Source organism: Ruegeria sp. MALMAid1280 (assembly GCF_049195285.1).
GTDB lineage: Bacteria > Pseudomonadota > Alphaproteobacteria > Rhodobacterales > Rhodobacteraceae > Ruegeria.
Window position 1 is genome coordinate 137,103 of sequence record NZ_JBMIRT010000045.1, and the last position, 12,450, is coordinate 149,552.

Consider the following 12,450-nt stretch of genomic DNA (forward strand, 5'->3'; position numbering starts at 1 on the left):
TTCTTGGTCTCCTTAACGTGCCCGATAATTTGGGCCTCACCGCGTAACTGTAACGGGATATTGTGAGCGAACACAACGAATAGTAGCGCGGAAAACCCCAAAAATAGGGGGAAAACGTTGCTTTTTTGCTTCAGAGAAAGGCCGTTTCGTCAAACGAACGCAATTTCCGGCTGTGCAGGCGCTCTAACGGCATCCCGCGCAGGTGCTCCATCGCGCGTATCCCGATTGCCAGATGGCGGCTGACCTGTGTGGTATAGAACGCCGAAGCCATGCCGGGAAGCTTTAATTCCCCGTGCAAAGGCTTGTCCGACACACACAGCAAGGTGCCGTAGGGAACCCGAAAGCGATAGCCGTTGGCAGCGATTGTGGCGCTTTCCATATCCAGCGCAATTGCGCGGGATTGGCCGAGGCGCTGCACCGGGCCGGACTGATCGCGCAGTTCCCAGTTGCGGTTGTCGACCGAGGCTACGGTGCCAGTGCGCATGATCCGTTTCAGCTCATAACCTTCCAGTTCGGTGACCTCGGCCACGGCCTGTTCCAACGCCACCTGAATCTCGGCCAATGGAGGGATCGGCACCCAGACCGGCAGGTCATCGTCCAGCACCTTGTCCTCGCGCAGATAGGCATGGGCCAGCACGAAATCCCCCAGCGCCTGCGTGTTGCGCAGGCCCGCGCAATGGCCGACCATCAGCCAGGCATGCGGGCGCAGCACCGCGATATGGTCGGTGGCGGTTTTCGCATTCGACGGCCCGACCCCGATGTTGACCAGAGTGATCCCTGCCCCGTCCGCACGTTTCAAGTGATAGGTCGGCATCTGCGGCAGTTTCAACGGCTGCTCCAGCACGCCGTCCGGGGTCGTGATCTCGACATTCCCGGTCGAGACAAAGCTGGTGTAACCGCTATCCGGGTCGGCCAGTTGCTCGCGCGCGTAGTTTTCGAATTCCGAGACATAAAACTGGTAGTTGGTGAACAGGACGTGGTTCTGGAAATGGCTGGGGTCGGTCGCGGTGTAATGCGACAACCGCGCCAGCGAGTAATCCACGCGTTGCGCGGTGAACAGGGACAGCGGGCCGATCTCATCCTCGGCGTCATGCACGCCGTTGACGATGTCATCATTTGTGGTGATCAGATCCGGCACGTCGAACACGTCGCGCAGGGTGAACCCGGCGGCGCCCTGATGCGGCACCACCAGATCGGGGTTGTTGGCCACCGCGAAATGCACCGGGATGGGGGTGTCGGATGCCTGAATGGTCACCGGCTGATCGTGGTTCCTGATCAGCAGGGCGATCTGTTGCGTCAGATAGGACCGGAACAGATCGGGCCGCGTGACTGTGGTCACATGCGTTCCGGGTTCTGACACGTGGCCAAAGCTCAGGCGGCTGTCGACCTGCGCATAAGACGAGGTCTTGATGCGGATTTCAGGATAAAAGGCACGGTACCGTTCGGTCGGCGCACCCTGTTCCATCGCGGTGGCAAAGCTGTCGCACAGGAACTGTGTCGCCTTCCCGTACAGCTCTTCCAGGCGGGCCACGGCGGCGGCGGGGTCGGTAAATTTCTCGGGCGTCGGGACGTCAGGAGTTTTTATTATTGTCATGCAAGAGGTTCCAGAAGGTCGATCTTTTCAAATGTGCGCACATCCACCAGCCCCAGGTCGGAAATCCGCAATTCTGGGATCACGACCAAAGCCAGCAGCGAGTGCTGCATGTATGCGTTGTTCAGTTGACAGCCGCAGGCCTGCATCGCCTCGACCATCTTGTCCGCTTTGGCGGCAACGTCAGCGGCGGGGCTGTCGGACATCAGCCCGGCGATCGGCAGTTCCACCAGCGCCAATTCCTCTCCATCGCGGAAGAGAGTGATGCCGCCGCCAACCTCCGCCAGACGGTTCGCGGCCAGCGCCATCTGTTCCCGGTCGGTGCCAACGACGATCATGTGATGACTGTCATGGGCCACGGTCGAGGCCATGGCCATTTTCCCCTGATACCCGAAGCCCGAAACAAAGGCGTTCGTTACCCCTCCGGTCGCGCGGTGGCGTTCGACCAGCGCGATCTGGCAGACGTCGCCTTCGCCTTCAACCAGCCCGCCGATGATCGGCAATTCCGCTTTCAGCGCTTTGGTGGGGGCCTGGTTTTCGACCACGCCGATGACATTGGCCTGAACCCGGTTGGCACCGGCCGGAGCCTTGATCTCAAAATCCGCCTGCGTCAGGGCATGACCCAGATGCACGGTTTTGCGCGCGGTTTCGGGCCAGCTCAGATGCGGGCAGTCTACTGTGATCGCGCCATCTCGGGCCACGACCTGGCCTCGGGCGATGACCATTTCAACAGGCAATTCGCGCAGGTCCGAACTGAGGATAACATCCGCCCGCCGTCCCGGCGTGATCGAGCCGATCTCACGCTCCAGCCCGAAGTGGGTCGCAGTGTTGATCGTCGCCATCTGCAGCGCGATCAGCGGCTCGCATCCGCAGGCGATTGCGTGACGCACCACCCGGTTCATATGGCCCTCATTGACCAGTGTGCCGGAATGGCAATCATCCGTGCACAGGATGAAATTGCGCGGGTCCAGCCCCTTTTCGGTAACGGCTGTGATCTGGCTTTCGACGTCATACCAGGCCGACCCCAGCCGCATCATCGATCGCATCCCCTGCCGCACGCGGGCAATCGCATCCGCTTCGCAGGTGCCTTCGTGATCGTCGGCCGGGCCGCCCGCAACATATGCCGCGAAATCAGGCCCCAGATCCGGCGAGGCATAATGCCCACCCACCGTCTTGCCCGCCCGTTGGGTTGCGGCAATCTCGGCCAACATCTTCGGATCGCCATGGATCACACCGGGGAAATTCATCATCTCACCCAGCCCGATGATCCCCGGCCAGTTCATCGCCTCGGCTACGTCTTCGGGGGTGATCTCATAGCCTGTGGTCTCAAGCCCCGGGGCAGAGGGCGCACAGGACGGCATCTGGGTGAAGATATTCACCGGTTGCATTAACGCCTCGTCATGCATCATGCGCACGCCGTCCAGCCCCAGCACATTGGCAATCTCGTGTGGATCGGTGAACATCGAGGTCGTGCCATGCGGGATCACCGCGCGGGCGAACTCGGCCGGGGTCAACATGCCCGATTCGATATGCATATGGGCGTCGCACAGACCCGGCAACATGTAACGTCCCTTTGCTGCGATGATCTGTGTATCTGGGCCAATGCAATGCGACGCGTCCGGTCCGACAAAGGCTACGCGCCCTGCTGCAATAGCAATGTCATGGTCGGGCAGCGCCTCTCGGCTGTGGACATTCACCCAGACCCCGCCACGAATGACCAAATCCGCCGCCTCGCGTCCTGCGGCAACTGCAATCAATTGGGGGGCGACATCGGGCCAGCTTGGGAAGGGCGTGTATTCCATGGCTCAACTTTCCCGAATGCACAAAAAGGTGCAACCCCCGGCGCACAGCTGTCATGAAATCGTCACGCAGCGCGTCAGCGCTGCCCGGCCCAACCAGAGGAGTGTCGCGCAGCGGCATTGACGATGGGCGGGAGTGCGCCGGTCACGCCAGCCGATCCGCCTCCATCTCGCGGCGCAGCCAATCGGCAAAGGCTAGCGCCCCCGGCGTTTCCTCGGCCTGTGGAGACAGCAGCAGGTAATAGGCCTCGGGCATTGCCGCGCGATGGACGAAAGGCGCCACCAATCGACCCTGCCGGATCAGGTCGCGGGCGATGGTGTCATGGGTCAGGCACAAGCCGCCTCCGGCCATCGCCACGGACAGGCTGACCAGATAGGTGGTCGAATAGGTAATTGGCGGGTTTTCCCAGGTCAGAGGCTGATCCTCTGCCCAATTCGCCCAGTTGGACAAAAGGTTGGAACAGTCAAACAACGGCTGTTGCTGCACCGTGTCCAATGTCACCTCGTAACCGGGGGCGCAGACCGGGTAATAGTGGTCGGTCCGCAGCAATTCGGTACGCACCGTATCTGACGGCCGCAGCGAATAGCGGATTTCCACTGCGGCACCCTCGGCCATCTCGCGCGGTTCCCACAACTCGGTAAAGATGTTCAGCTGCACCTCGGGGTGTTCGGATCGAAACTGCGGCAGGCGCGGGGCCAGCCAGTTGACCGCAAAGCTGATGTTGCTTTGCACCTGCACCGCGTTCTGCTGCGCCCCGGTGACGGCTTGTGTACCGCGCACCAGTGTCCGGAACGCATCGCGCACCACGGGCAGATAGGTGATCCCGGCCTCGGTCAGCTCCAGCGCGCGCGGGCGGCGTACGAACAGGGGCTGACCCAGATAGCCCTCCAGAGATTTGATCTGCTGACTGACCGCGCTTTGGGTCATGTTCAGATCCCGGGCCGCCCCGGTGAAAGACAGATGGCGGGCCGAGGCCTCGAACGTGCGCAGCCAGCCCAGCGGAGGAAGCGAATTCTGCATGTGCATAACCCTGTCATTAGCCCAGCTAATGAATTAGGCCTGTTTTTTTCGTTGGTCAAACATTCGCGCCGCAGGCACGCTTTTGCCAAGCCCGAGCCAGTCCAACAGGAGCCCGAAATGACCGTCACCAATCTGCGTCCCAATATCGACCACTGGGCGGAACGCGTGGACCTTGCGGCCGCTTTCCGCTGGACCGAGCGGTTGAACATGCATGAAGGCGTGGCCAACCATTTCAGCCTTGCGGTGAATGAGGACGGCACGCAGTTCCTGATGAACCCCAACCAGATGCATTTCGCGCGGATCAAGGCGTCGAATCTGCTGTTTCTGGATGCCAATGACCCGGACGTGATGTCTCAGCCCGGCGCGCCCGATCCAACCGCCTGGGGTCTGCACGGATCGATCCACCGGCACTGCCCGCACGCGCGCTGTGTGATGCATGTGCATTCGATCTTTGCCACAGTGCTGGCGTCGCTGGCGGACAGCACTTTGCCGCCGATCGATCAGAATACGGCCACTTTCTACAACCGCTATGTGGTGGACAACGAATTCGGCGGGCTGGCCTTTGAAAGCGAGGGCGAGCGCTGCGCCGGGATGCTGTCGGACCCGAAGAAAAAGGTCATGATCATGGGCAACCATGGGGTTCTGGTGATCGGAAGTGACCCGGCGGATACCTTCAACCGCCTTTACTACTTCGAACGCGCGGCGGAGACCTATATTCGCGCCCTGCAAACCGGTCAGCCCCTGCGCGTGCTGTCGGACGAGATCGCCGAGAAGACAGCGCAGGAACTGGACGACTATCCCGATCAGGCCGAGGCACATCTGCGTGAGATCAAGGCTCTGCTGGATGCCGAAGATTCCGACTACGCCACATAATGGGTACTGCCATGACCGACACCGCTCAGGACCCCGAAGCCGCCCGCTGGCACTATCATCCCGAGGGGCCGGTGGGGTTGAACCCGCTGTTCAACTGGCCTCTGCGCCCCGCCGCCGTGTTGAAATGGTATAGTGGCGCGTGGCTGCAGATCACATCGCTGACCCTGTGCATGGCGCTGTCCGTCACAGCCTACCTGTTCTTCTTTCCGGCGTTGGAGACAATGCAAAGCTTCGCGCCGGGTTGGATGTTCCGCATCTGGCTGCTGAATATGGTGCCGCAGATCCTGATCGCCGGTGGCCTGCATTGGTGGCTTTACATGCGCAAAGGGCAGGGCATGTACAAGAAGTTCGACCGACGCGACCTGACCCGCAACAATGGCAACTTCACTTTCCGCAATCAGGTCTGGGACAATATCTGGTGGACGCTGGGCAGTGCGATGACCGTGGCGACCGTCTACCAGTGGATCATCTATTGGGCGATGGCCAACGGGTATGTTCCGACGGTCACATGGGCCAGCGCGCCGGTCTGGTGTGTAGTCTGGATGCTGTTCATTCCGATGTGGTCGGGGCTGCATTTCTATTGGGCGCATCGGTTGGAGCACCACCCCAAGCTCTATAAACACGTCCACGCCGTGCATCACCGGAACGTCAATATCGGGCCGTGGTCAGGGATTTCGAACCACTGGTATGAAAACCTGCTGTATTTCACCACCTACTTCATCCACCTGGTCGTGCCGTCACACCCGCTGCATCTGCTGTTCCATTGCTACTTCCAACAGATCAGCCCGGTCCTGTCGCATTCAGGCTTTGAGAAGTTGAAGGCCGGGGATACGGATGCCGCCCGTGCGGGGGATTTCTTTCACCAGCTGCATCACAGGTATTTCGAGTGCAACTATGGCACCTCTGAAATCCCTTTCGACAAGTGGTTTGGCACCTATCACGACGGTTCGGCCGAGGCGACGACGCGCACCCGGGCGTTCAAGAAGCAGATGTATACGTAACGGTCACGTTCGCTCGAACAAGGCAATCAGCGCGGTGTCGTCCTTGTTGGAGCCCACGGCCAGATCGCCATAAATCCGCACCTCGGGCAGGGTCAGGTTCTGTATCTGGCCCTGCGCCAGCTTGTGCAGTGCCTCGGCAAAACCCAGCTTTTCATAGTGCTGCGCGTTGATCGACAGGGCGAATTGCGCGCCGGGGCGGGCGATGTGCAGCAGGGCGGGCAGGGCCTCGGGGCCCAGATGGCCATGGGTGAAGGTGCCCGAGGATACGATGCCGGAATAGCTGTCACGCGGAACCGGGATACCCTGATTCAGATCGGCCTCGATCGCGTCGCGGTAGATATCCTTGCGCATCGCCTGATCCAGCATTTCAGCGCTGATATCGGTGGCGTCGATCGGCCCGACGCCCAACCCGGCCAGCACCGCACCGCACAGCCCGGTGCCCGCGCCGACATCCAGAACCGGGCCCTGCCCACCAGCGGCCACAAAGGCGCGGGCCGTGTGAATATGAAGCTGGTAATCCTCGCGCGCGGCGAAGGTTTCGTCATAATCTCCGGCCCATTCGGCATAGAGCTCTTTGTGATCCTCGGGCGAGTCCAGGGAATACGCGGTGTGCAGGTTCGGTGTTTTCTCAGCCATGATTGAAAGAAAGGCGCATTGGGGGATTCGAATCAAGTATTCAGGCGCAGGTGCTTGCATCCGTCGGGATTGCGGATCATCAACGGTGACATGACAGGAACTCTTTTTTCGTTCGGCCACGGATATTCGGCGCAAGCCTTGTCCCAGCTACTGAAACCCCAGGGGTGGCGCATCGTCGGCACCACCCGCGATCCCGCTCAGGCCGCAACCATTCGCGCATCCGGCGCCGAGCCGTTGATCTGGCCCGGGCAGACACCGGATCTGGACGGGGTGACGCATCTGTTGATCTCGACGGCCCCCAACAAGGACGGTGATCCGGTGCTGGCTGCGTTGCAGGACGCGATCTCTGCACGGGCCGCGCAATTCAAATGGGTCGGATACCTGTCGACGACCGCCGTTTATGGCGATCATCAGGGGGCATGGGTGGATGAAACCACCCAGCCCACTCCTACGGCCGATCGGGGCCGGTGGCGAGTGCGGGCCGAGCAGCAATGGCAGAACATCCCCGATCTGCCGGTCCATGTTTTCCGGCTGGCCGGTATCTATGGCCCCGGCCGCGGCCCGTTTTCCAAGCTCAAGCGGGCGGGAATGCGGCGCATCATCAAGCCCGGGCAGGTGTTTTCTCGTATTCACGTGGCGGACATTGCGCAGGTTCTGGCCGCGTCGATGGCCGCGCCCAATCCCGGCGCCATATATAATGTCTGCGATGATGAGCCGGTGCCGCCACAGGACGTCATCGCCTATGCGGCCGAGTTGCAGGGCCTGCCCCTGCCACCAGCCGTTCCGTTCGACGAGGCTGATCTGACCCCGATGGCCCGCAGCTTTTATAATGAGAACAAGCGCGTCCGGAATGACCGGATCAAGGATGAACTGGGCGTGCGGCTGCTGTATCCGGACTATCGCACCGGGCTTGAGGCCCTGATGAAAGACGCCTGAAGATCACCCGGCGGCTTTGATCAGGTCGGCGGCTTTCTCGGCGATCATGATGGTCGGCGCGTTGGTGTTGCCCGAGATCAGCGTCGGCATGACCGAGGCATCTACCACCCGCAGCCCTTCGATCCCGCGCACGCGCAGGTCCGGGTCGACCACGGCCATCTCATCCACGCCCATTTTGCAGGTTCCAACCGGGTGATAGATCGTGTCGGCGCGGGTGCGGATGTGCTGTTCCCAATCGGCGTCGGTTCGGGCGGTGTCGGTTCCGAACATCTCTTTGTGCCGGTACTTGGCCAGGGCGGGCGCCTCGAGGATGTCCCGCATCATTCGCGCACCCTTGATCATCGTGTCCAGATCACGGTCGTCCGACAGAAAGGCAGGGTCGATGGCAGGCGCGGCAAAGGGATTGGCGCTGTTCAGTCCAACGGTTCCACGGCTTTCAGGGCGCAGATTGCAGACATGGCAGGTGAACCCGTGGCCGTAATGCAGTTTGCGGGCGTGATCATCGACCAGCGCGATGGTGAAATGCAGCTGAATATCGGGCCGGTCCAGATCGACTGAGGTTTTCAGAAACGCAGCCCCTTCGGCAAAAGGTGTCGCCGCCATCGACACGCCGGTCTTGCGCCAGCGCAGAAGGTGACGGGCCAGCTTTGCCGACGCGACCGGGCTAATCCCGAAATTGTCGGTGTCCCTGGTCTTGTAGGACAGGATGAAATCCAGATGGTCCTGCAGGTTCTTGCCCACACCGGGCAGGTTGTGGCGCACAGCAATGCCGTGTTTGGTCAGGTCCTCTGCGGCGCCGATCCCGGACAGTTGCAGAAGGTGCGGGGATTTCAGCGCTCCGGCGCAGATCAGCACCTCGCGCTTTGCCGTAACCGTGATGTCGGGACCTTTGGCCTTCTTCTTATAGATCACCCCGGTCGCGCGCTTGCCGTCAAAGGTCAGCTCTTTGGCATGGGCCTGGGTGATCACCGTCAGGTTGGGGCGGCCCAGGACCGGAAAGACATAAGCCGCAGCGGCCGAGCACCGCTCGCCGTTTTTGGCCGGATCGTGGAACTGTGTGACCTGATACAGGCCAACCCCTTCATTGTCGCCGCGATTGAAATCATCGGTGCGGCGGTGCTGCATCTGCTCGGCCGCCTCAACGAAGGCATGGGTGATCGGGCGCGGTTCTTTCTGGTTTGATACCTGCAGCGGACCGCTGGCGCCATGCAGGTCATCGGCACCGTCCTCATTGTTCTCGGACCGTTTGAAATAGGGCAGGACACTGTCCCAGCCCCAACCGGTGCAGCCAAGTTCGGCCCAGCCGTCATAGTCCTGACGATGGCCCCGTACATAAAGCATCGCATTGATCGCGCTGGATCCGCCCAGGGCCTTGCCACGCGGTTGATAACCCCGCCGCCCGTTCAGCCCCGGTTGCGGCACCGTTTCAAAGGCCCAGTTGTTGATTTTGGGGCGTCCGGGCAGGGCGGCCACAACGGCCGAGGGCATCCGCACCAGTATACTGTCGCCGCGCCCGCCAGCCTCAAGCAGGCAAACGCGTTTGCCTGGGTCTTCGCTGAGACGGCTGGCAAGCACCGAACCTGCGGACCCGCCGCCGACAATGACATAGTCGAATTCCATTCCGATTTCCCCCTCCTGCCCGACCATTCACGGCGATGCCTGGGTCGGTCTTGTCCAAGACTGTGGCCGAGCGATGGGAAAAAACAATCGCCGTATCCGGGGTGTGACCCAAGGTTATTACGGTTGGTTTGACCTATTCTCAAAATACCATAATTAAATCCTATCAAATTCATCACTAAACAAAACTTTTTTGCATGGCATTGGTTTGCTACGTCTTGAAGGGACAAGACGGAAGAGTCGCCGATACCTTGCCCGGACGCGCTGCGCATCCTTGGCGGGGTAAAGGTGCCCTCTACATGTGCTCTTGCTCGACCGAGTTTTGACCGCGCGAACCTGCCGGAAATTTGCCAGGATTGGAGATCGATATGGACGGAAGTGATAACCCCAAAACGGGCGGTTGCCCGGTAATGCACGGTGCGGGAACCCGGTCGAATCGGGACTGGTGGCCGAACCAGCTGAACCTGTCGATCTTGCACCAGAACGCGCCCGCGTCGAACCCGTTGGGTGCGGATTTCGACTATGCCGAAGAATTCAAGAAGCTGGACATGAAAGCGCTGAAGGAAGACCTCTATGCGCTGATGACGGATTCCCAGGACTGGTGGCCGGCCGATTATGGCCATTACGGCGGCCTGTTTATCCGCATGGCTTGGCATGCCGCTGGTACCTATCGCACGGCGGATGGCCGCGGCGGTGCCTCGACCGGCAACCAGCGGTTTGCGCCGCTGAACAGCTGGCCGGATAACGGCAACCTGGACAAGGCGCGCCGTCTGCTGTGGCCGATCAAACAGAAATACGGCAACCAGATCTCCTGGGCCGATCTGATGATCCTGGCCGGAAACTGCGCCATCGAATCCATGGGCGGCAAGACCTTCGGTTTCGCCGGTGGCCGCGAAGATATCTGGGCGCCCGAGGAAGACATATATTGGGGCGCCGAAACCGATTGGCTGGCCCCCACCGACAACCCGCACAGCCGCTATTCGGGCGAACGTGATCTGGAAAACCCGCTGGCCGCTGTGCAGATGGGCCTGATCTACGTGAATCCGGAAGGCCCGGATGGGGAACCGAACGTTCTGGCCTCGGGCCGGGATATTCGCGACACCTTTGGCCGGATGGCGATGAATGACGAGGAAACCGTCGCTCTGGTTGCCGGTGGCCACACCTTTGGTAAGGCGCACGGCGCGGGTGATCCGGATCTGGTCGGCCCCGAGCCCGAAGCCGCCCCGATTGAGGACATGGGCTTTGGCTGGATCAACAAGTTCGGTTCCGGCAAGGGCGACGACACCACCACCAGCGGAATCGAGGGCGCATGGACCGCGAACCCGATCAAATGGGACAATGGCTATTTCGACCTGCTGTTCCGCTATGACTGGAACCTGACCAAAAGCCCCTCGGGCGCGTATATCTGGGAACCAGTTGGCGTGACAGAAGAAGACATGGCCCCGGCGGCGCATGATCCGTCGAAAAAGGTCAAGACCATGATGACCACCGCCGACATGGCGATGCGCATGGACCCGATCTATGGCCCGATCTCGAAACGCTTCCACGAGAACCCGGACCAGTTCGCCGATGCCTTTGCCCGCGCCTGGTTCAAGCTGACCCACCGCGACATGGGTCCGCGTTCGAACTACATTGGCCCCGAAGCCCCGGCCGAAGAACTGCTGTGGCAGGACAATGTTCCCGCCGTAGATCACGATCTGGTTGACGACGCGGATGTGGCGGACCTGAAAGCCAAGATCGCCGCAACCGGCCTGTCTGTGGGTGAACTGGTGTCCACTGCCTGGGCTTCGGCCTCGACCTTCCGCGGGTCGGACAAGCGCGGCGGAGCCAACGGCGCCCGTGTCCGTCTTGCTCCGCAGAAAGACTGGGATGTGAACGAGCCGATGAAACTGTCCAAGGCGCTGGGCGCTCTGGAAGGTGTTCAGGCCGCGTTCAACGATGCTCAGTCGGGTGGCAAGAAGGTGTCGCTGGCCGACGTAATCGTGCTGGCCGGAGCGGTCGGTGTCGAACAGGCGGCCAAAGCAGGCGGACAGGATGTCGAGGTTCCGTTTACTCCGGGCCGGACGGACGCGACGCAAGAGCAGACAGATGTGGATAGCTTCTCGGTGATGGAGCCGATTGCTGAAGGTTTCCGCAACTATCAGAAGGCCGACTATACAGTGTCACCCGAAGAACTGCTGGTCGACCGGGCGCAATTGCTGACCCTATCTGCGCCCGAGATGACGGTGCTGGTTGGTGGTCTGCGTGTGCTGGGTGCCAATTTCGGCGACAGCACGCACGGCGTGTTCACTGATCGCGTCGGAACCCTCAGCAACGACTTCTTCACCAACATTCTGGACATGGGCACAGAATGGAAGCCTGCGGGCAAAGGTGTCTATGAGGGCCGCGACCGCGCCAGTGGTGAGGTCAAATGGACTGGTACCCGCGTCGATCTGGTCTTTGGTTCGAACTCGCAACTGCGGGCGCTGGCCGAGATCTATGGTCAGGCCGATGCCGCAGGTAAGTTCGTCTGTGACTTTGTCTCGGCCTGGAACAAGGTGATGAATGCGGATCGCTTTGATTTGAAATAAGCAGGACGACCACTCACGAAATGACGCCGCCCGACGGGACTCGGGCGGCGTTTTCTTTCGCCCGACTCTCGGGTGCCTACCAAGCATTGGGTACGATTCCGCCGAAAGGCCAATCTTTCCGAGGTTTCCACCGGCAATAACAGGTCTCAGCGAAGGAAATTCTAAAGCCAACCTGTTGTTTTTATTAAGGTGAGTGAGTTTCTGCCGAGAAATGTGAAGTTTTTTCAAAATGGGGGTTGCAGGTCCCAGACCTAATCCGTAAATACCCCTTCACCGGCGCTGCTGAGGTGGCGCTGACGCATCGGAGAGACGATGGAGACGGGCCGGAGAGACGGTTGAGACGCATCGGAGAGACGGTGGGCATCTTGAGGGATTGAGTAGGCGGGCGCGCTGAGGGATTGGCGCA

The 12,450-nt window shown here is 60.8% G+C and carries 9 protein-coding genes; 4 read left to right on the forward strand and 5 right to left on the reverse strand.

Features of this window, described 5'->3' with window-relative positions:
• Positions 1–130: 130 nt before the first annotated feature.
• The 3 genes from ACOQFT_RS09650 to ACOQFT_RS09660 all read right to left on the reverse strand — a co-directional run bounded on the left by ACOQFT_RS09650 (position 131) and on the right by ACOQFT_RS09660 (position 4,411).
• Positions 131–1,594: an AMP nucleosidase gene (locus tag ACOQFT_RS09650; RefSeq protein WP_421597721.1), complete on the reverse strand. Its 1,464-nt coding sequence runs from the start codon at positions 1,592–1,594 to the stop codon at positions 131–133.
• On the reverse strand, positions 1,591–3,393 hold the full coding sequence (ade, locus tag ACOQFT_RS09655) for an adenine deaminase (protein ID WP_421597722.1): 1,803 nt from the start codon (positions 3,391–3,393) through the stop codon (positions 1,591–1,593). The genes ACOQFT_RS09650 and ade overlap by 4 nt, the downstream gene beginning before the upstream one ends.
• A gap of 142 nt (positions 3,394–3,535) precedes the next feature.
• Positions 3,536–4,411: a LysR family transcriptional regulator gene (locus ACOQFT_RS09660; RefSeq protein ID WP_421597723.1), complete on the reverse strand. Its 876-nt coding sequence runs from the start codon at positions 4,409–4,411 to the stop codon at positions 3,536–3,538.
• A gap of 117 nt (positions 4,412–4,528) precedes the next feature.
• Between ACOQFT_RS09660 and ACOQFT_RS09665 the strand changes: the two genes are divergently transcribed.
• Positions 4,529–5,284, forward strand: a complete 756-nt coding sequence (locus ACOQFT_RS09665) for a class II aldolase and adducin N-terminal domain-containing protein (protein ID WP_421597724.1) — start codon at positions 4,529–4,531, stop codon at positions 5,282–5,284.
• A gap of 11 nt (positions 5,285–5,295) precedes the next feature.
• Positions 5,296–6,285 (forward strand): sterol desaturase family protein, encoded by a 990-nt coding sequence (locus tag ACOQFT_RS09670; protein ID WP_421597725.1) that lies wholly within the window; start codon positions 5,296–5,298, stop codon positions 6,283–6,285.
• A gap of 3 nt (positions 6,286–6,288) precedes the next feature.
• On the opposite strand, the gene ACOQFT_RS09675 is transcribed toward ACOQFT_RS09670, so the two are convergent.
• Positions 6,289–6,921 carry a class I SAM-dependent DNA methyltransferase gene (locus ACOQFT_RS09675; RefSeq protein WP_421597726.1) on the reverse strand — a complete coding sequence of 211 codons (633 nt, stop codon included), beginning with the start codon at positions 6,919–6,921 and terminating at the stop codon, positions 6,289–6,291.
• Positions 6,922–7,011: 90 nt separating this feature from the next.
• Between ACOQFT_RS09675 and ACOQFT_RS09680 the strand changes: the two genes are divergently transcribed.
• Positions 7,012–7,857 carry an SDR family oxidoreductase gene (locus ACOQFT_RS09680; protein WP_421597727.1) on the forward strand — a complete coding sequence of 282 codons (846 nt, stop codon included), beginning with the start codon at positions 7,012–7,014 and terminating at the stop codon, positions 7,855–7,857.
• 3 nt (positions 7,858–7,860) lie between these two features.
• Here the strand turns inward: ACOQFT_RS09680 and ACOQFT_RS09685 are convergent, their stop codons facing one another.
• The gene (locus tag ACOQFT_RS09685; RefSeq protein ID WP_421597728.1) at positions 7,861–9,477 is read right to left on the reverse strand and encodes a GMC family oxidoreductase; all 1,617 of its coding nucleotides are present in this window, start codon (positions 9,475–9,477) and stop codon (positions 7,861–7,863) included.
• Positions 9,478–9,842: 365 nt separating this feature from the next.
• On the opposite strand from ACOQFT_RS09685, the gene katG reads away from it, so the two are divergent.
• Positions 9,843–12,044, forward strand: coding sequence for a catalase/peroxidase HPI (gene katG / locus ACOQFT_RS09690; RefSeq protein ID WP_421597729.1), 2,202 nt, complete (start codon positions 9,843–9,845; stop codon positions 12,042–12,044).
• Positions 12,045–12,450: the final 406 nt, after the last annotated feature.

What these genes read in the sequence shown, in the direction of transcription:
- ACOQFT_RS09650 (WP_421597721.1), bottom strand. Translation starts at nt 1,594, where the DNA reads ATGACAATAATAAAAACTCCTGACGTCCCGACGCCCGAGAAATTTACC.
- ade (WP_421597722.1), bottom strand. Translation starts at nt 3,393, where the DNA reads ATGGAATACACGCCCTTCCCAAGCTGGCCCGATGTCGCCCCCCAATTG.
- ACOQFT_RS09660 (WP_421597723.1), bottom strand. Translation starts at nt 4,411, where the DNA reads ATGCAGAATTCGCTTCCTCCGCTGGGCTGGCTGCGCACGTTCGAGGCC.
- ACOQFT_RS09665 (WP_421597724.1), top strand. Translation starts at nt 4,529, where the DNA reads ATGACCGTCACCAATCTGCGTCCCAATATCGACCACTGGGCGGAACGC.
- ACOQFT_RS09670 (WP_421597725.1), top strand. Translation starts at nt 5,296, where the DNA reads ATGACCGACACCGCTCAGGACCCCGAAGCCGCCCGCTGGCACTATCAT.
- ACOQFT_RS09675 (WP_421597726.1), bottom strand. Translation starts at nt 6,921, where the DNA reads ATGGCTGAGAAAACACCGAACCTGCACACCGCGTATTCCCTGGACTCG.
- ACOQFT_RS09680 (WP_421597727.1), top strand. Translation starts at nt 7,012, where the DNA reads ATGACAGGAACTCTTTTTTCGTTCGGCCACGGATATTCGGCGCAAGCC.
- ACOQFT_RS09685 (WP_421597728.1), bottom strand. Translation starts at nt 9,477, where the DNA reads ATGGAATTCGACTATGTCATTGTCGGCGGCGGGTCCGCAGGTTCGGTG.
- katG (WP_421597729.1), top strand. Translation starts at nt 9,843, where the DNA reads ATGGACGGAAGTGATAACCCCAAAACGGGCGGTTGCCCGGTAATGCAC.